Here is a 19,178-nt window from a genome sequence, read left to right as displayed (position 1 = left end):
CTACCCTTCTAATTCATCTTCTTCCCAATCATCATCTTTGACAGCTTCCTTATCATAAGGCAGGACAATAGTAAAGGTTGAACCTTTGCCGTACTCGCTCTTTGCCCAGATAAAGCCGTTATGCTGCTTGATAATCTCTTTGGCAATGGCTAAGCCCAGTCCGGACCCACCTTGTGCACGACTTCTCGCTTTATCTACACGATAAAATCTATCAAAAATTTTCGGTAAATCTTTTTTAGGAATTCCTAAGCCTTCATCTGAAATCGACAAAATCATTTGGGTATCCGTCGTTTTCATACTGACCGTAATCTTGCCACCGTCAGGAGAATATTTAATGGCATTGTTGATAATATTATCAATCACCTGTGTCATCTTATCTGTATCAATTTCGACCCAAATAGAGTTAATCGGATAATCTCGTATAATTTCATACTTTTTATCATCATTCTGGCTTCTGATTTTATCAAAACGGTTCAAAATAAAGGTGATAAAAGCAGTAAAATTCGTCAATTCAATATCCAAATGACTGGTTGCATTGTCAATACGTGACAAACTCAGCAAGTCCGAAACCATGCGCATCATCCGATTGGTCTCGTCTAATGAAACCTTGATGAAATCCGGTGCGACTGGTTCTGATAAGGCACCTTCATCTAGTGCTTCCAGATAAGACTTGACACTGGTCAAGGGAGTACGTAATTCGTGACTGACATTCGAAACAAACAGTCTCCGCTCACGCTCTTCTTTTTCCTGCTCCGTTGTATCGTGTAGCACTGCAACCAGCCCTGAAATAAAGCCTGATTCTCGCCGAATCAAGGCAAATCGGACACGTAAACTTAAAAACTCTCCATTTTCATCCTGCGAATCAATGGTCAACTCTGGAACTTTCGTAATCAAGTCTCGTAAGTCATATTCGTCTTCGATATCCAACAGTTTTAAGATATTCATCTTTCGTGCTTCAGACTCTTTGACCCCCAACTGCTTGGTTGCCATATCATTGATCATGATAATCTGCCCACGACGATTGGTCGCAAGAACACCGTCCGTCATATAGGATAAAATACTCGACAGGCGCTTAGTTTCTTGCTCTAAATTTTCATGCGTTAGACGGATTACCTCAGATAAATCATTGATACTATTGGTAATATCCGTAATTTCTGGACCACCTTGTACATCTAAAATTTCTGAGTAATTGCCTGCAATTAAATCTTTTACTTTTTGATTCAATTGGCGAATACGAATATTGTCTCGCCTATTTTCCAAGGAAAGCAAGGTAATCACCAAGATGAACCCTAAAATAAGTAAAACAAATACAAAGTCTTTTGATACAATAAATTGTCTAATATTATCAATCATTGTTTCTCATGTAATATCCAACGCCGCGCCGCGTTAAAATGTACTCTGGTCGGCTAGGAATATCCTCTATCTTTTCTCTCAAACGACGAATTGTCACATCAACAGTCCGCACATCTCCAAAATAATCATAACCCCACACCGTTTCTAGCAGATGTTCACGCGTCATCACTTGTCCGATATGCGTTGCCAAATGGTGGAGCAATTCAAACTCACGGTGTGTTAAATCCAATTCTTCGCCATGCTTTTTCACGACAAAAGCATCGGTCAAAATCTGCAAATCTCCAATCACAATTTCTGTCGGAGCAGCTTCTGCTTCTTGATTTTCAATTGTCAAATCTGTGCGCCGCAAAATGGCTTTGACACGCGCCTGCAACTCACGATTAGAGAAAGGCTTTGTCATATAGTCATCCGCACCGATTTCAAGACCAATAACTTTGTCAAATTCGCTGTCTTTGGCAGAAAGAACGATGATTGGCACATTACTCGTTTTCCGAATCGTTCGCGCCACCTCTAAGCCGTCCATTTCAGGCAACATCAAGTCCAAAATCAAAATATCTGGACGTTCTGCTTCAAACATCTCTAACGCTTCGCGACCGTCAAAGGCTGTCACTACTTCATAACCTTCTTTTACCATGTTAAACTTTATAATATCTGAGATTGGCTTCTCATCATCTACAACTAATATTTTTTTCATTTTATTTACCTTTTTCTATCTTTTTATTATACCAAATTTTTCTTAAAATTTACCAATTCAACTCATAACACATCATTTCTTTACTTTACAAATTTAAAACAAATATGTTAAAAATATGACAGCAAAGACAGTCTTTTATATCAAAAAATAGTCCAGACAAAAGCCTTAGACCATTCATTGAATTCTTAGGAAAAACTATGAAACGCAATACACCTGTCTTAACTTTTCACTGCTACTGTAGTAATTTCCTAAAGAAGCAAATGTTCGAGCTGCTTGATGTTCATTTACTTGTCTTTCTCCAGCGAAATACGCTATAACCTAACAGCGTCCCCAACAATAAACAGATAAAATAGGCCACATGATACAGTAAAATCCATTTACCAAAGATTATAATCGTCACAAAGAACATAAGCGTTGCTAAAAGCAAAAAACGGCAAGAAAAACCATATAGTCCAGCATAGACAGCTCCCACAAGGAATGTTGCCAGCGGTGAATATATCAAAACATTATTCACCACCAACCCCTTTCGTAACAATTCGTCCATCGGTATCACGTAAACAATTCCATAAAATAACAAATAGAAAAAGAGTAGTACGGCTAAAAAAGGAATATCGCGTTTCATTTTCCCACCTCGCTAGTTTTGGAATTTTATTTCAGGTATTTCTGTATATTTTTGATTTGTCGTTTAGATGCTTTAAACATTCGCGCTGATCCATTTACAGGAAGGGCTATCGCTTTTTTGGGAAGATAAATGACAGATTTCGCTAATCGCTTACTAACAGACTCCTCCGGATATAAATCATTGTTGAAATCTTTTGAAATGGTTAAATCCAAATAAAATTCATAGACACGACGTCCAAAGTTTTCAGCAGAGATTTCGTATAATTTTGCAGCGAGACTTTTCTCATCCAAATCCGGTGTTGCAATAACAGCTTCCAAAATCGCTCCTGCCAAATCACGTTCTTCATAATAAAGCGTTCCAAACATTTTATCATTGATAACATTGTCTAGATAAGGATTTCCATGCGCAATAATCGGAGTGCCACTCGCTAGACTTTCTAAATACGTCAAGCCCTGCGTCTCACTCGTTGAAGCGGAAATAAAGAAATCCGCTGCTTTATAATACAAGGCTGTCTCACTGGGCGCAATCATTCCTGTGAAAATCACTGCATCCGTAATATTCAACCGTTTGGCTTGCGCTTTTAAGTCAGACAAATAAGGTCCATCTCCTGCCACTACCAATTTCACATCTGGATTTTCTTCTAAAACAGCCGGTAGAGCAGCTAAAACTGCCTGAATATTTTTTTCATACGAAACACGTGATAGGCTAAGCAACATGGTTTCTTGATTTGAAATTCCTAATTTTCCCCGTAAATCAGCAATGTTCTCACTAGTAATTTCTGGACGTTCAAATTTAGCCAATTCAATTCCAGTAGGAATAACACGTTTTTCTACTTTTACTTTGTATTTCATGAGCAAGTCATAAACAATCTCGCTCGGACAAATCACACCGTCTAAATCACTCATAAAACCGCGAACAATGTATTTGACCATGCTAGGACGAATGACCATGCCTTTAGCAATATAACGTACATAATCCTCATACTGTGTATGATAAGTATGAACAACTGGAATTCGCAGCTCCTTTGCAATCCAAACACCTAATAAACCCAAAGAAAATTCAGTCTGGGTATGAATAATATCCAATTGATATTGGCGAGCAATCTCTAAAGCCGTTGAAAAACCGCGATAAGCAATTCGCCGATCTTTAAAGGCAAAAAACGGCACGCTGGGAATTCGAATAATCTGCCAATCCTCATAACGATTGACATCTTTATCTGTCGTTGTAAAAATAAAAACAGTATGTCCAAGCTTTTCTAATTCTGTTTTTAAAGTGCGAATACTAGTTGCCACCCCTGAAACCTGAGGGAAATACGTATCCGTAAAAAGACCAATTCGCATGCTACATCTCCAATACTTCTTGATAAGCATCCACAAGTTTATAAGCCACATCATCAATTGAACGACTCTGCGCCACCTTATAGCCAGCTTCTCGCTTATCTACTTTACCATCCAAAATCTTTTGGATAGAATCTACAAATTCATCTACATTATGCCCCAATTCAGCTGATTGCTCATCAATCCAGCCCTCATATACAGGAATATCCCGTAAAACGACATGTTGATGACTAGCCAACGCCTCTAGCACTACAATCCCTTCTGTCTCCTCATAACTTGGGAAAAAGAAAAGACTGCTACCACTCATAGCTCCCTCAAAAACGGCACCTTTAAAATAACCCGGGAATTCAACATTTTTAGGATGATTAAAAAGTACAAGATTTCTGATTTTCCGAGGAATGATCCACTTGTTAATACTACCCAGCCAAATAAAGCGAACATCTGGCATTCTGCGTGCTACCTCTACAAAGTCTTCTATTCCCTTGCGTCTGAAATAAAGTCCCGCACAGACAACCACCTTATCTCCTTCTTGGGTATGAAAATGTTTTCTAAACACTTCTTCTTTATGTGGATCTTTTTGATATTTATGAAGGTCAATCCCATTAGAAACCGCCACAATTGGTGTTGTAACGCCATAGCCCTGAATCAACTTTTTGGAATACTCAGACGGTGTAATGATAAAATCCGCCATTTGGTACATGTGAGCCAGATATTTTCCAAAGGCTTCCGCAAAAAAGTTTGACCCGATAAAAGAATTTCGAAAATCTTCTTTAGTCGAATGCCCATGCATAATCACTTTTTTTCCTTGCTTTTTTGCTTTGTGCAAAAGTCGCAAACTTCTAGGTCCATAGGTATTGATATGAACCACATCATAATCTCCTGAAGGATCTGTCGTGTAGGGAATTCCAGCCAAATCTAGGGCTTTCATCTGATGTTGCAAAGCTCGTCCAATGCCTGATTTTTCTAAAACCGCTTTACCTTCTAAATACAGTAATACTTTCATGTCTTCTATTATACCCAAAAGATAGAAAAAATAAAACCAAGAAGGGACATCGCATTATAAAAGCAAAAGAAAAAGACCTTACGGTCTCTTCCCTACTTCCTTGTTGAACGGCGCTCAATAAGGCCATGAGCTAATACCACTTCGCGTTCTTCTAGCTCTTCCTTGTGCATAATCTTAGTCAGCATGCGCATACTAATCGCACCAAGGTCATACAAAGGCTGACCAATAGTTGTCAAATTTGGACGAGTAAAGCGTGCTACTTGTGAATCATCGCTAGTGATGATTTCAAAGTCTTCTGGTACATTTACACCCTTGTCTGATAAACTATTTAACAGCCCAGCCGCCAGCTCATCACCAGTCACAAAAGCTGCTGTAGCTTTAGAAGCAATGATCCGTTCTGCTAATTGATAACCATCATCATAGCTGTATTTTGACTCAAAAACCAATCCTTCACTATAAGTAAGTTTAGCTTTCTTCAAAGCTTCTTTGTAACCAGCTAAACGAATCTTACCATTGATATCATCCACCAAAGGTCCGCTTACAAAAGCAATTTTTTGATTATTTTTCGTAAGACGTTCAACTGCATCCATGGTTGCTTGCTTATTGTCAATATTCACACTTGGTAATTGATGCTCCACATCAACTGTGCCTGCAAGCACAACTGGCGTCCGCGAACGAGAAAACTCGGAGCGAATCTTTTCTGTTAAATGATAGCCCATAAAAATGATACCATCTACTTGTTTTGAGAACAGCGTATTGACAACAGAAACTTCTTTGTCATCATCTTCATCACTATTGGCTAAGACAATATTATATTTGTACATCTCTGCGATATCATCAATTCCTTTTGCAAGCGTTGCAAAATAACTGCTTGTAATGTTTGGAATGACAACTCCTACTGTTGTCGTTTTCTTACTGGCAAGTCCACGAGCAACTGCATTTGGACGATAATCAAGGCGGTCAATCACTTCCAAAACTTTTTTTCTTGTATTTTCCTTTACATTTTTATTTCCATTTACCACACGGCTAACGGTTGCCATTGAAACTCCCGCTTCACGGGCGACATCATAAATCGTTACAGTATCATCTGTGTTCATAAATTATCCTTTCTATTATTGAAAATATCGTTTTCACATTCCTACCAAAATCATTTTATCACTTATTGGAAACACTTTCAAGCATTTTGATAACTTTTTGAAAAATCTTGTTCTTTAGGCAAATTTCTAGCAATTTTATCAATGATTTTACAAGAAAAATCTACCCAATCTGTGAAATTTTTGAAGCGACAAAAAAGTTCTTACTGTCCTCTTGATTTTTACTTGTTTTTTTGCAAAAATAGAGGAGTAGAAAGAAGGTAACAGAATGACCAAAATAAATCAAATTATTTCTTATCTAGAAACAGAGAAAACATATGTCGCCGTGGTTTCTGATCCTGTAACGATTAATTATTTAACAGGATTTTATAGCGACCCTCATGAACGCCAGATGTTTCTTTTTATTTTCACAAATCATGAACCACTGCTCTTTGTCCCAGCTCTTGAAGTAGATCGCGCTAGTGCGATTGTTGATTTCAAGGTTGTGGGTTATGTTGATTCTGAAAATCCATGGAAAAAAATCAAAGCAGCCTTGCCAGCGGACAGTGCCCACAAAGTTGCTGTTGAGTTTGATAACTTGATTTTGACCAAATACAATGGATTGCGTACTGTTTTTGAACAAGCTGAATTTACAAACTTAACACCTTGTATCAATCGTATGCGTCTCATCAAATCATCCGATGAAATTAAGAAAATGTTTGTTGCTGGAGAATATGCAGATAAGGCTGTTAAGATTGGTTTTGAGACTATTTCTCTCGATAAAACAGAAACAGATATTATTGCTCAAATTGACTTTGGTATCAAACAACTCGGCTATGAGATGAGCTTTGAGACTATGGTTTTGACAGGTGATAATGCTGCTAATCCGCACGGCATTCCGGGTACAAACAAAGTCGAAAACAATGCCCTGCTTCTATTTGACCTTGGCTGTATGGTCAATGGTTATGCCAGCGATATGACACGGACAGTTGCTGTTGGAAAACCAGATCAGTTTAAAAAAGACATTTACAATCTAACGCTTGAAGCTCAACGGGCAGCTCTTGACTTCATCAAGCCCGGAGTAACAGCTCATGAAGTAGACCGCGCAGCACGCGAAGTCATCGAAAAAGCCGGTTATGGTGAATATTTCAATCATCGTCTGGGACATGGTATCGGTATGAGCGTACATGAATTTCCATCTATCATGGAAGGAAACGATATGGTTATCGAAGAAGGTATGTGCTTCTCTGTTGAGCCTGGAATTTATATTCCAGGAAAAGTTGGCGTTCGTATCGAAGACTGCGGTCATGTCACAAAAAATGGCTTTGAAGTCTTTACAAGTACAAGCAAAGATTTACTCTATTTTGATTAAAATACTGAAAAAGATGCTAAAATAGTTGATTTAAGGACTGAAGCCTGTATTGGTTTTGGTTCAAATGGATCTCACCCGAACATGGGAAATCCTTGGTGAAATAACAGGCGACGCCGCTCCTTATGAACTCATTAGCCAACTTTTCAGCCAATTTTGCTTAGGAAAATAAATAGACAAATTCGGTCGAAAACAATCAAATTCTATGATTTCTAAATTTTCTGGCTCTTATACAAAAAGAGGAAAAGAATACTCCTACACGAATATCTCTTCCTCTTTTTATCTGTTGTTTTTATCTATTAGATTGATGAAGCGAAATGATAATTCACTTCCATACAATCGCGAAACTACTCCCTTATTATACGATCTCTTAAGATTTTATCTGAAAATTAATTTACCGTAATTGTGACAGTCAAAATCTTTGTATCAACTTTATCTTAAAAACAAGTCATTTCCTGTATTATGGATATCGAGATGCAGCAAAATAATCAGTAACTTTCTCTTTTATTTTTTCATATTCCTCTTTTGAAAAATCAGATACTTTTGATTCATTTGTACTATAGTAGGATACTTCTGATATAAATGTTGCTCCAAAATCAGTCATTTGACTCTTATCAGCAAATAAAGAATTTCCTAAAAAATAATTAGGAGAAGAAATATCTAAATAATCTAATATTGTTGGAGTAAGATTGATAGAATTTCTTCCTTGCACATTTATATCGCTAGGAGTTACTCCTTTATGATATATGAATAAAGGAACTTTATCAAGATTTCCTAATGACCGAGAGAAATTTGGAAAAGCTTTTTTATATTCATCATCAACATAAGTTGCATGATCTGTGGTAAAAACTAAAATAGTATTATCTGCAAACTCACTTTGATTGAATTTTTCTATAAACTTACCAATCTGTACATCTAAATTATAAAATCTATTTAAAACCCTATCTTTCCCATCTTGAAATTTCTTAGCTGTTGAGTCCATCCCAATATGAGTACCAAAAGTATACATTGAAATAAAAAATGGTTTATCTTTAGATTGATTAGACATTTGGTTTAACAAGTCATTATACGCCTCTTTATCAAAAGTAGCATCATATCCTTTTGTTATGGTGCCATTTACAACCTTTCCAAATTTCATATTATTTAGATAAGTTGAAAATTCCCTATTATTGGGTTCTGTATTAATAAAAGATGTAGCATATCCTCTATTAGCCAAAACACTTTGTAAAGATACTAAATAATTACTATCTGGATTTTTCAACTGGTACCCTGAATACAATTGTCCTATAATTCCACAATAAGTTGCAAAGGTATGATTATAATAATTAGAAAAATTTAATGAATCTTTTTGTAATTTGGAAACATTAGGCATTATGCCCCTTGTATCATCTATAATATGTTGAGAGAGGCCCTCCGTAAAGATTAAAATAATATTTGGATTTTCAGGCAGCTCTTGAGGTTTCGATACATAATTAGTTATATCATCTTTATGAAATTTTTCTTTCGCATGTGCACTTTTCTCTTTTGCTTCTTTCATAAGCTGCATATATTGATACTCTGCTTTACCTAAATTATATAGAGAACTTGCTGGAGAGTATTTCTCTCCAACTAGTCCCAAACAAATCAATTCTCCTAAAAATAACACCACCAATAGTTTGAAACTTCTATTATTTACTAACTTAGACCTCTCTTCTCTACTCAATTGTACATATCTAGAAGGCAAAAAGCTAAAGATAAGTAAAAGTATAATTCCTAAACCAAATATCCATATTCGTCCCTTAAGAGCTTCCCAGGAACTTAAATTATTAATCATTATCAAAGTAACAAAGCTGTTACCAAAAAGTAATACTAATACTTCAATATTAAATAGTAATAACAAAAGATTATTTACTATTTGACCAATTATTTTATGATTTTTTAAAAGAATATTAGAAATAGAAAAGATAATTGCTAATTCTAATAAATTAAACAGTACAAAAGACCATTCATGTGTAGTCTTTAAAACTAAAAAACTAATTACAATAGAAAATAGATATTTAAATACCATAAGTTGATAACTTTTATTTTTAAAATAAAAATTCAACGACTTTCTTTTTTTATTATCACTCATTTTGAATTCCTAATCTTTCCTACCACTCGTTTCACTATATATTTAACAGCACTCCCTGGTCCACGATAGATATATTTCAGAGCACCTTTAATGCCGCCAATATTGTCAAAGTTTATATATGTATTTGGCAGGGTATCTGGACGGATATTTAAAACGATATTATCCACAAAAGGAGTGATATAAATCTCATTTTTAGAGATTGCATAGTCATAACGTTGAGACCAAGCTAAATAAACTAAAATTCGCTCAATGGAATGTAGAATGGTATGTTGAGGCAATGGTTCTGCTGGAATATCAGCATCTTGCAAATTCAAATCAAATAAAGGCTTTAGAGCATCATATTTGAACCAAATAAAGGTTCCATAACTCATGATAAATGTATTTAATTGATTGAAATCTATAGACCGTTTAATATTCATTCGTTCCCAGAGTAAATTCATATCATCTGCAAATTTATTCTCATTCCACGGATCAACAATCTTTGTATAACGGAAAAAAGTTGGAATATCAGCAATAACTAAACCTAACCGTTCATCACTTTCCAAACTAGCCATAATTTTATCCGCCGGTTTGATTAACATATCAAAAAGTTCATTTCTCCATGAATCTCCTACCCAATGCGGATATTCTGGAGATTTTTTCGTATGAAAATGACCAATATAATCATATTTTGATAGTTCATTTTTGAGTTTTAACATCGGAATAACATCACGACCGAGATTTCCAGTAATATAAACTTTGCCTACCTTACCACGTTCTGTTAGAATCTTCTCAATTTCTGCTTTCTTTTTCTCAGAATCTGTTGTCAAAAACAAATCATAATCAAAATGAAAATTTTCAAAAGCCGTTAAAAACACTTCCAAAAGATCTACATAATAAGTATGGAGATGCACCGCAACTTTCTTTTGATTTGAATACTGAAGTTGATTATCTTTTAATACTTTTCTATCAAGCAAATATGGAGGCGTTGGTAAACTCATATCAGACATGTGAGATAAAATAAATTCTGTCGGATAATCTGATACCTTTTCAATCTCTTGCAGTAAGTAAGGGGCTAAATGTTGAGTTAAATCAAACGTTTTTATCTTAATAAAAGGAACGTGATTTTCCAACAAAACATGCGGATAATGAATTGTGAAGTTACTATGGAAGAAGTCATCCTTTAAAGGCACTGTATCCAAAATTGTCTGGTATTTAAAACCTGCATCTACAAATTTCTTAGTGTACTGGGTCTCATAATTATCAATAACCTTTTGTACATCTATATAATTTTCAATTGATTGCCAGAAGTTTTGAAATACAGTTGACTGAACGAGTCTCTTTTTAAAAGAAATAAAATAAGATTGAAGATGCTCATTAATGAACAGATTTCTTTGTTTTACTTCTTGATGATTTGTCATTCCCCAAAAATCTACTTCTGGATCAGACTCATATCTTTGATAAATAGGTTCCATATCCCAAAGTGGACCAAAACAGGTATCGTTCATTACGGTAATTGAATCATATTCTTTCAACTTATCAAAACCGACTAAAGCCATGCCATCATGCCAAGCTCCAAAATCATAGCCAGTATTTTCACGTTGAATAAATTCATCAATCAGCTTTTTGTCACGAAGTTTTTCCACTTCAGATAGGCTTAACTGACTATTTGAAATAAAAATAAGTTTTTCAAATAAAGGTCGCATATGTTCAATTTGGTAAAATACATGTCGACTGATATGGTCGTATTTGTTAAAATGAACATAAATTAATAATCGTTTCATTGTCTTCTCCTAAAGAAGTTAATAATTTTAGTCGGAATTATCCAGCGTCGGCTCCCTATAACCGCATTGTGTTCATGAACTAATTCTTGATAATTACATTCTAACTGGTGAATGCGCTCTTCCAAATCCGTAATGTTCTCCAGCAATTTCTGGTTAACTTCATTCGCCTCTGAAAGTTCAGTCAAAACTGAACCTTCTTTCATAGGGTCAAAAATATCTTTCATTTCATACGAAAAAAGAAATTCTGAATCCTCAACATCATCAATCTGATAATGAAGCTGAGGATCATTTTTCCCGAAAAGTAATTCATTAGAAAGCAAGAGCCCGTTTGTAAAGGCAATTTTCAACTCTGTTTGTTTATGATAAGTTTTTAGACTAACGTTTTTATAATAATTTGGAATCTCAGATAAATCAATTCTCAATCTAGCTGCTTCATGTGGAATCTGAAAATAAAGCTCATCTGCATACTGTAATGGGAATTTCAGACTATTTGTTTCCGAAAATTCTTCATCTGCCCGTGCATAAAAAATCGTAATAGGCTGCTTCTTTATATTCAATATGGAATGATTTGGCAACGTTTCTCCTAGCAAGGAGCTAATAGCTTGTAGTGATTTCTCTGTTCTTGTTGAAAGAGATGCTATATTTGCAAGTAAACTATCATAACACTTATCAAGCGTATAAAGCTGTTTAGCTCTCTCGCTTGCAAGAACTGCATTATTCTTATTTATATCGAAATTTTCAAGAAAGTCTGCCATCTTATCAGCCAATGAGTCGATATTTCCCAACTGATATGTCGTACCGCTATGAAAATATTCTTTAGCTGATTTATAGCCATCATTATTTGAAACTATTGTAGGAACTCCTCTTAAAATAGATTCAACAAAAACAAGAGAAAAGGATTCAGATTTCGAGGTGCATACACAAATATCTGAGTTTGTCACTTTTTTCCATGGTTGATCATTATAACCCCAAAATTGGACATTAGTTAATTCATATTTTTCAATATAAGCATCACACTCTTCTTTTGTCTCTTTTTGCCAATCACCAATAAAAATTAGGGGAATATCATTGCGCCTAAGTTTTTTATATGCTTTAAGAAGCTCAATTTGATTTTTATTTTCATTTATTACACCAATTGAAATGATTCTTCTTTGATTGGACTCTGCCAAAGCTTCAGTTGTAAATTGTGTATAAGGAATAAATGTTTCTAAATTAGCAGGATTGTTATTTAACTCAGCTAATTTTTGGGCTAGATTTCCCCGTACAGAAAAAACTTTATCCGAATTCTCAAAAATAAACTTCATTTTTTTTGCATAATATTGAAATTCTCTCTCTGGAAATTCATGGATAAGCCAAAAATGTGGGATATCCTCACAGGCCGCTGCTACAGCTCCTTGAAAAACATTTGCTGTATTAGAAATAACTAAATCAATATCTTGCTCAACAATAATATCTCGTATTTCTTTAATATTCTTTTGATAATATATTACCCTTTCTTCCTTAGAAAAGAGACGATCGCCTGGTGCTTCTTCCCACCACCATTTTATCGTAGATAGTGGAAATAAATGAACATTGGCATTCGACAGCTTGCTTTCATAACTTGCATGAGTTGGGTGCCCGTTTTCAGGATAGACGTTGTAAATGTCATAGCCTATTTCAGATAAATAAACCATTAAATTCGTTATTGATTTCTCGGCTCCATTATCTAAAGTTCCAGTTGGAGAGATAAATAAAATACGCTTTACCATATTAAGCCCTCGCTTTGTAAAGTTTTATGTGTGCGATTCTTGCCAACTTCCATTTCTAACAAGTAAACCTGTTGCCGAATCTAGTGCTGATTCGTCATCCTCTGGAATATCATTCCGTTCAATAAAGACGATTGGAGCTTTTGAAGATACGGCAAAGGCTAAAACACGTTTGTCAGAATCACGAATGGTTGCTTCCAATCTTAAACGAGCATGATTTAAATAAGGAAGTTTGCATGTATAGATGACTTTCTTTTCTCCTGTTCCACTAATTTTTAAATCCATAGAATTATCATTGTAATAGCCATAATTAGTGTTTATATCAACGAACGACATAGCAATATGAGTCTCAATATCTTGAAGCTGTGTAAAAGTAAATTCAAACTTCAATTCATCGTCTGGTGTTACTTGATTTGGAGATAACAATTTTACTTCAAAATTTTCAACCAATGCAACTTGTTTCGTTTTATTCTCTGAAGCAGCAGCTTTTTCTTGTGTTGGTTGAATCGCATTATCAAAGCTATATTGATTCGCAACATCATCCGGATTTCCAATCGCCTTAATCAATCCGTCCTCAATCAAAACAGCTTTATTGCAATATTTCTTAACAGCGCCCATGTCGTGCGTAACAAGAATGGTTGTTTTCCCAGATTTTTTTCGTTCTAAGAAATAATCGTTACATTTTCTCTGGAAAGCTTCATCACCGACTGCAAGAACTTCATCAAGAATGAGAACATCACCTTGTGCTTTAATCGCGACCGAAAACGCCAAACGAACTTGCATTCCGCTTGAATAATTCTTCAGTTTTTGATTCATAAATTCATGTAACTCAGCAAAATCAACGATATCATCGTACATAGCATCAATTTCTTCTGTTGTAAAACCAAGCATGGCACCGTTCATATAGACATTTTCACGTCCAGTTAATTCTGGGTTAAAGCCGACACCAAGTTCAATAAAAGAAACCATTTTCCCATTAACAGTGACTTTTCCTTTCTCAGGGACATAAATTTGAGAAATGATTTTTAAAAGAGTGGACTTTCCTGAACCATTACGGCCAACAATCCCAAAGAAATCACCTTCTTCGACCTCAAAGTTAATATCTTTTAAAACATGTTGTTCCGTATAGCCTTTAATCCCCTTAAAATAATTGACTAAATTGGTACGTAAACTTTGCGTTGCTTCAGTAGGAAGTTTAAAATACTTGCTGACATGATCAACTTTTACTGCAATTTTTTTATCTGACATTATAAAATCTCCGCGAATCTCTTAGCATTTTTGTGGAAAATATAATACCCAATTCCAAAGATAAAGAAAGGAAGAATATAGGGTACCATAGCAACACCTTTATGACCAATTAAATCCCAGCCACGCATGCTTCCTGAAAAAACAATATAGTGCCGCAAATCTTGAATAATCTGTGCCAAAGGATTTAGCATCATGAGTTTTGCAATTGTTACCTGACCACGTTGCAAAATAAAGGTAAGAGAGTAGATAATAGGTGTCGCATACATTCCTGCTTGCATCACCACTTCCCAAATCGGACCAATATCTCTATATTTAACAAATAACGTCGCCAACACAAAAGCGATTCCTGTTGAAAATAAAATCAATTCAACAAATAATGGAATAACTGTAAGCCAGCCAATGGATACTGCTACTCCATTAACCAAAGCAAAGATGAAAACGACCAATAAATTAATAGAGTAGTTAATTGCTGCACCAACAACTGAAGAAATAACAATAATCTCTTTTGAAAAGTTCAGTTTCCGAAGCAAATCACCACGAGAAACGATAGACATCATCCCCATATTTGTAGCTTCAGAGAAGAAATTCCAAGTTACCATACCGATTAAAAGACCGATAGCATAATGTGGCGTTCCATCATCAAATCTCAAGAAGCGCACAAAAACTAAATACATAATCGTAAATAAGAGCAAGGGCTTCAAAATGGACCATAAATGCCCAATCAAGCTCCCTTGATACCGTAATTTAAAATCTGTTTTAATCATCTCGCGTAAGAGAATCATATTTTTTCGACTAAATAAGTCCATCATTACTCCTTATAAGCAAATTTTGTAAGAATGAGTGTTGTAAAGACAAAAGTGTGGAAGGCACGATTCTTTCGATAACCATATTTTTGAAGACGACGTAAGCGTTCCATAAACGGGACTTCCATGATTGTCACAAAATTTTCAATCAGTTCTTTATTTTGAGTAGCCAAAGGCAAAGCTAATAAATTCCTTGCTTGTTCTTGGCTATCTTGAATCAATTTCCAATATTTTGCGAAGAGAATATGCGGGCGAATCCAATTCTGCATTCTTTTTCTGAGGGTTCTTGCACCTAAAACATTATTGGAATGTTGCCGATATAATTCACTTGGTTGGTCTATATAGACTAAATGACCAAAAGCTGCTGCCAACAAAGCCAAATACCAGTCATGCATGAGAAGATCATGAGCTTCTTGGCCTGTCCATAAGTCAGCCAGAGCTTGGTTAATCATCGAAACGCCGCCTGTAACAGTATTTTCTGTTAATTCTTGGAGCAGTTCCGTGTTTGCATGGTCAGACTGTGTACGAATCATACTTTCATGTACGACATTTAACTCTTGATCTACAACTTTTAAATCCGTGTAAACCAGCAAAGGCTGACTGGTATCGTGTTTAATCGCTTCTTCTAGCTGCATTTCTACTTTTTCAGGCAGCCAGACATCATCCTGGTCGCTAAAAAAGTAAACATCTGATGTTTGATATTTCAAAAGATAAAAGAAACTTTTGATAACACCAAGATTTTCGACGCTATCAGGATTCACAAACTGAATGCGATTATCTTTTTGACAAAAATCTTGAATAATCTCACGCGTCCTGTCTTTAGAACCATCATCTCGGATTAACAGTTGCCAGCCTGTATAGGTCTGCTGCCGAATACTTTCAATCTGTTCTGCTAAAAACCGTTCACCATTGTAGGTGGACATGAGAATGGTCACTTTCATGATAAAAATAATTCCTCGTATTCACCCACAATTTTTTCCCAAGTGTAGTGTTCTTTCATGTTTTCTTTCGCAGCTTGACCTAGATCTGAAAAGTCGGACTGTTTATCTACCTGATGAATGCAATCAACTAGGCTGTTTTCTTTCTTATCCCAGTAAAGAGCTGTTTCTTTTGCCACTTGTCGGTTAAAGTCCACACCCAAGACCAAATTCAAATCTGTCTGAGCTAAGGCTTCTAAGAGACCAGGATTGGTGCCGCCGACCTCATGACCATGAATATAAGCAAACGCTTGATTGCGAATATACTTCAATAAATCTTGATCATAAACAGTACCGACAAACTTAATCCGCTCATCTCGGTCAAAATTTGTTTTTTGTTGTAGTTCTTCAAAATAAGCATTGCCTTGATGATTGCAGACAATCAGCAAGTCTCGTTGCGTCTGTGACTTCATAAACTCGTGAATGATGATTTCATAGTTATTTTCTGGAACAAAACGCCCAACAATCAAATAATAATCTTTTTCCTTACTTGCCCACGTGTCAAAAAAGTGTCGAACTTTTTCATCCTGAGCAGTTAAAGATGACAAGCGCAAATCGGTCCCATAGGCAATGAAGGTGGTTTTAGCCCACGGATAAGCTTTCTGGATATAACTTTCAATTCCTTGATTGTCCGAAATCACCAAATCGGCATGTTTAGTCATCACTTTCTCAGAATATTTGAGGTACTTTTGAACGGGCTTAGACCACTTAGCGCGTTTCCACTCAAGTCCATCAGGATTGATATAAAAGATACCACCAGCATGGTGAATTTTTCGAGCAAAAGGTGCGATAAAAGCGCCGATTGTATTTCCTAGAATATAGAAAATCGGTTGAGCAATTTTTTGATTGTTCACTAACTTCAAAGCATAGTTAATTGCCATCATATCATAAGCAATAACGCGAGCTGGACCAAGTTTTGGTGCTTTAATCGTAAAACAATCTACGCCTTTGTAATCAAAATGATGATAAGCTTCATCATCTGATAAACAAGCCACATGGTATTGGATTTGAGGAGATATACGGTTCTCCACTAATTTCTCAACAAAGGTTTCAAACCCACCATATTTAGCAGGAAGCCCACGACTTCCGATGATGAATACATGTTTCATGATTTCCCTCAATTCAAGATTTTGCAATCTAATCTATTATATCACTTTATAAATCGTTTGTGTAACATAAAATAGAAAAGAAAAGCAACCTTTCGGCTGCTTCTACCTTATTTCTTTCCTTGTTTATAAAATTCCTTGAGGGCATCTTGCCAAGTTGGGATGACAAAGCCTGTTGCCTTAGCTTTAGCTAGACTCATGGTAGAATTGAGTGGTCGCTTCGCTTTCGCTGGAAACTTACTAGAGTCCACTGGCAAAACTTCGACATCTGTATCTTTTAAAATTTCTACTGCAAAGTCAAACCAAGTCGTATCTTCTGTGGCATCATTTGACAAGTGATAATAGCCAAATTCTTTTTGATTTTCTGCTAAGTACGTCATAAATTCAGCCAACGTACGCGTCCAAGTCGGACGACCGTGTTGGTCATTGACAACAGTCAGAGTTTTATGTGTTTTCGCTAAATTCTGCATAGTGAAAACAAAGTTCTTTCCATAATTTCCAAAGACCCAAGCTGTGCGGATAATGTAGAAACGGCTAGAATATTTCTCAACCAATTCCTCTCCCATGCGCTTCGTGCGACCATATTCTGTCTGAGGGTCTGGTTGATCATCTACTTCCCATTCCTGCCCAACTGGCTTATCTCCAGCAAAAACATAGTCTGTAGAAATGTAAACAAGTGTTGCACCATGCTTTTCTGCTGCTTTAGCAACATTTTCAGTTCCTGTGACATTGATTGCATAATCTAGCTCTTTTCCTTCATCTTCTGCTGCGTCCACAGCTGTATAGGCAGCACAGTGATAGACGAGACTTGGCTTCACTTCTGCAAAAACCTTCTCTACCATTTCGGCATTTGTAATATCCATTTCTGCTACGGCAACTGCCACATACTCTTCATTGCGTTCATCTAAAAGATAACGAAGTTCTGTTCCAAGCTGTCCATTAGCTCCTGTAATTAAAATCATTTGAAATTCCTTTCTGAACAATAAACATTCAATACATTCAATGAACTTAATTATACCAAAAAAAGCAGAAAAAATCTGCTTTTTCTACTCGCTCTTCTCTTTAACCACGTAAATTGGTCTTTTTTTGGTTTCCATGAAAATTTTCCCAATGTATTTACCAATAATGCCAATTGTCAACAACTGAAAACCACCTAGAAAAAGAATAATCGACACCATAGAAGGCCAGCCAGATGTTGGATCGCCAAAAATCAACGTACGAACAATGACAATCATGATAAGGAAGAATGCCAATAAACAGGCAACAGCACCTCCCCAAAAAGCTATTGTCAAAGGAGCATCTGAAAAGTTGATAATCCCTTCTAAAGAATAATTCAATAATTGCCAGAAACTCCAACTGGTTTTTCCTGCAACTCGTTCTACATTCTTATATTCCAAATATTCCGTTCTAAATCCAACCCATGCAAATATTCCCTTGGAAAAACGATTGTACTCAGAAACTTCTAAAATGGCATCTACCATTTGTCGGCGCATGAGACGAAAATCCCGCGCACCGTCCACCATTTCAACTTGACTAATTCTATTGATTAATTTGTAAAACATCTTAGCAAAAAAGCTACGAATCGGAGGTTCCCCATCACGCGTTGTCCGCCGCATGCCCACACAATCCAAATCTGGGTTCTTCTCCAGCATATATTTCATTGTAAGTAAAAGTTCCGGAGGATCTTGCAAATCCGCATCCATGACAGTCACTAAATCACCAGTTGCAAGTTTGAGACCTGCATACAGAGCCGCTTCTTTTCCAAAATTTCTCGAAAAAGAAAGATAACGAACACTATTATTTTTCTGATTGAGTTCTCGTAAAATAGCTAAGGTTCTATCTTTTGAGCCGTCATTGACAAAGATGTATTCAAAATGATCATTTAGCTGAAATTTATTTTTTTCCATTGCCGCATAAAACAACGGAAGCGACTCTTCCTCGTTAAAACAAGGAACGATGATTGAAATTGTCATTT

16 protein-coding genes are annotated in these 19,178 nt (G+C 35.9%); 1 reads left to right on the top strand and 15 read right to left on the bottom strand.

Features of this window, described 5'->3' with window-relative positions; all coding sequences use genetic code 11:
• The 6 genes from vicK to ccpA form a co-directional block, all read right to left on the bottom strand.
• Positions 1–1,353, bottom strand: coding sequence for a cell wall metabolism sensor histidine kinase VicK (gene vicK, locus HMPREF2933_RS07105; RefSeq protein ID WP_003032751.1), 1,353 nt, complete (start codon positions 1,351–1,353; stop codon positions 1–3).
• Positions 1,346–2,047: a response regulator YycF gene (yycF, locus tag HMPREF2933_RS07100; protein ID WP_003025150.1), complete on the bottom strand. Its 702-nt coding sequence runs from the start codon at positions 2,045–2,047 to the stop codon at positions 1,346–1,348. The genes vicK and yycF overlap by 8 nt, the downstream gene beginning before the upstream one ends.
• A 280-nt stretch (positions 2,048–2,327) precedes the next feature.
• Positions 2,328–2,669: a hypothetical protein gene (locus HMPREF2933_RS07095; RefSeq protein WP_024051858.1), complete on the bottom strand. Its 342-nt coding sequence runs from the start codon at positions 2,667–2,669 to the stop codon at positions 2,328–2,330.
• Positions 2,670–2,695: 26 nt separating this feature from the next.
• The gene (locus HMPREF2933_RS07090) at positions 2,696–4,009 is read right to left on the bottom strand and encodes a glycosyltransferase family 4 protein (protein ID WP_024051859.1); all 1,314 of its coding nucleotides are present in this window, start codon (positions 4,007–4,009) and stop codon (positions 2,696–2,698) included.
• Between the two features lies 1 nt (position 4,010).
• A complete protein-coding gene (locus tag HMPREF2933_RS07085) occupies positions 4,011–5,009 on the bottom strand; it encodes an LTA glycolipid anchor biosynthesis glycosyltransferase, IagA/BgsA family (RefSeq protein WP_024051860.1) in 999 nt (332 codons plus the stop codon).
• Positions 5,010–5,101: 92 nt separating this feature from the next.
• Entirely contained in the window at positions 5,102–6,106 is a 1,005-nt protein-coding gene (gene ccpA / locus HMPREF2933_RS07080; RefSeq protein WP_024051861.1) for a catabolite control protein A, read from the bottom strand.
• A gap of 265 nt (positions 6,107–6,371) precedes the next feature.
• Here ccpA and HMPREF2933_RS07075 point away from each other — a divergent pair, with 265 nt between their 5' ends.
• Positions 6,372–7,454 carry a M24 family metallopeptidase gene (locus HMPREF2933_RS07075; protein WP_024051862.1) on the top strand — a complete coding sequence of 361 codons (1,083 nt, stop codon included), beginning with the start codon at positions 6,372–6,374 and terminating at the stop codon, positions 7,452–7,454.
• A gap of 457 nt (positions 7,455–7,911) precedes the next feature.
• On the opposite strand, the gene HMPREF2933_RS07070 is transcribed toward HMPREF2933_RS07075, so the two are convergent.
• The 9 genes from HMPREF2933_RS07070 to HMPREF2933_RS07030 form a co-directional block, all read right to left on the bottom strand.
• A complete protein-coding gene (locus HMPREF2933_RS07070) occupies positions 7,912–9,561 on the bottom strand; it encodes an LTA synthase family protein (protein WP_024051863.1) in 1,650 nt (549 codons plus the stop codon).
• Entirely contained in the window at positions 9,558–11,324 is a 1,767-nt protein-coding gene (locus HMPREF2933_RS07065) for a rhamnan synthesis F family protein (protein ID WP_070241617.1), read from the bottom strand. The genes HMPREF2933_RS07070 and HMPREF2933_RS07065 overlap by 4 nt, the downstream gene beginning before the upstream one ends.
• Complete coding sequence (locus tag HMPREF2933_RS07060) at positions 11,321–13,072, bottom strand: glycosyltransferase family 4 protein (protein WP_024051865.1); 1,752 nt, start codon at positions 13,070–13,072, stop codon at positions 11,321–11,323. Before HMPREF2933_RS07060 ends, HMPREF2933_RS07065 begins: the two co-directional genes overlap by 4 nt.
• 24 nt (positions 13,073–13,096) lie before the next feature.
• The gene (locus HMPREF2933_RS07055; RefSeq protein WP_003040182.1) at positions 13,097–14,317 is read right to left on the bottom strand and encodes an ABC transporter ATP-binding protein; all 1,221 of its coding nucleotides are present in this window, start codon (positions 14,315–14,317) and stop codon (positions 13,097–13,099) included.
• A complete protein-coding gene (locus HMPREF2933_RS07050; RefSeq protein WP_003040405.1) occupies positions 14,317–15,123 on the bottom strand; it encodes an ABC transporter permease in 807 nt (268 codons plus the stop codon). Before HMPREF2933_RS07050 ends, HMPREF2933_RS07055 begins: the two co-directional genes overlap by 1 nt.
• A 2-nt stretch (positions 15,124–15,125) precedes the next feature.
• Complete coding sequence (locus HMPREF2933_RS07045) at positions 15,126–16,061, bottom strand: glycosyltransferase family 2 protein (RefSeq protein ID WP_024051866.1); 936 nt, start codon at positions 16,059–16,061, stop codon at positions 15,126–15,128.
• Complete coding sequence (cps2T, locus tag HMPREF2933_RS07040) at positions 16,058–17,206, bottom strand: beta 1-4 rhamnosyltransferase Cps2T (RefSeq protein WP_024051867.1); 1,149 nt, start codon at positions 17,204–17,206, stop codon at positions 16,058–16,060. The genes HMPREF2933_RS07045 and cps2T overlap by 4 nt, the downstream gene beginning before the upstream one ends.
• Positions 17,207–17,313: 107 nt before the next feature.
• Complete coding sequence (rfbD, locus tag HMPREF2933_RS07035; protein WP_024051868.1) at positions 17,314–18,165, bottom strand: dTDP-4-dehydrorhamnose reductase; 852 nt, start codon at positions 18,163–18,165, stop codon at positions 17,314–17,316.
• An 84-nt stretch (positions 18,166–18,249) separates the two neighbouring features.
• Positions 18,250–19,176, bottom strand: a complete 927-nt coding sequence (locus tag HMPREF2933_RS07030; protein WP_024051869.1) for a glycosyltransferase family 2 protein — start codon at positions 19,174–19,176, stop codon at positions 18,250–18,252.
• Positions 19,177–19,178 lie beyond the last annotated feature (2 nt).

It is taken from the genome of Streptococcus sp. HMSC066F10 (assembly GCF_001813805.1).
Lineage (GTDB): Bacteria > Bacillota > Bacilli > Lactobacillales > Streptococcaceae > Streptococcus > Streptococcus vaginalis.
Note: the sequence above shows the minus strand (reverse complement) of the source record. Positions and strands in the feature narration are given on the sequence as shown.

Bases quoted from the DNA above. Each gene is read 5' to 3' on its own strand.
- vicK (WP_003032751.1), bottom strand. From the start codon at position 1,353: ATGATTGATAATATTAGACAATTTATTGTATCAAAAGACTTTGTATTT.
- yycF (WP_003025150.1), bottom strand. From the start codon at position 2,047: ATGAAAAAAATATTAGTTGTAGATGATGAGAAGCCAATCTCAGATATT.
- HMPREF2933_RS07095 (WP_024051858.1), bottom strand. From the start codon at position 2,669: ATGAAACGCGATATTCCTTTTTTAGCCGTACTACTCTTTTTCTATTTG.
- HMPREF2933_RS07090 (WP_024051859.1), bottom strand. From the start codon at position 4,009: ATGCGAATTGGTCTTTTTACGGATACGTATTTCCCTCAGGTTTCAGGG.
- HMPREF2933_RS07085 (WP_024051860.1), bottom strand. From the start codon at position 5,009: ATGAAAGTATTACTGTATTTAGAAGGTAAAGCGGTTTTAGAAAAATCA.
- ccpA (WP_024051861.1), bottom strand. From the start codon at position 6,106: ATGAACACAGATGATACTGTAACGATTTATGATGTCGCCCGTGAAGCG.
- HMPREF2933_RS07075 (WP_024051862.1), top strand. From the start codon at position 6,372: ATGACCAAAATAAATCAAATTATTTCTTATCTAGAAACAGAGAAAACA.
- HMPREF2933_RS07070 (WP_024051863.1), bottom strand. From the start codon at position 9,561: ATGAGTGATAATAAAAAAAGAAAGTCGTTGAATTTTTATTTTAAAAAT.
- HMPREF2933_RS07065 (WP_070241617.1), bottom strand. From the start codon at position 11,324: ATGAAACGATTATTAATTTATGTTCATTTTAACAAATACGACCATATC.
- HMPREF2933_RS07060 (WP_024051865.1), bottom strand. From the start codon at position 13,072: ATGGTAAAGCGTATTTTATTTATCTCTCCAACTGGAACTTTAGATAAT.
- HMPREF2933_RS07055 (WP_003040182.1), bottom strand. From the start codon at position 14,317: ATGTCAGATAAAAAAATTGCAGTAAAAGTTGATCATGTCAGCAAGTAT.
- HMPREF2933_RS07050 (WP_003040405.1), bottom strand. From the start codon at position 15,123: ATGGACTTATTTAGTCGAAAAAATATGATTCTCTTACGCGAGATGATT.
- HMPREF2933_RS07045 (WP_024051866.1), bottom strand. From the start codon at position 16,061: ATGAAAGTGACCATTCTCATGTCCACCTACAATGGTGAACGGTTTTTA.
- cps2T (WP_024051867.1), bottom strand. From the start codon at position 17,206: ATGAAACATGTATTCATCATCGGAAGTCGTGGGCTTCCTGCTAAATAT.
- rfbD (WP_024051868.1), bottom strand. From the start codon at position 18,165: ATGATTTTAATTACAGGAGCTAATGGACAGCTTGGAACAGAACTTCGT.
- HMPREF2933_RS07030 (WP_024051869.1), bottom strand. From the start codon at position 19,176: ATGACAATTTCAATCATCGTTCCTTGTTTTAACGAGGAAGAGTCGCTT.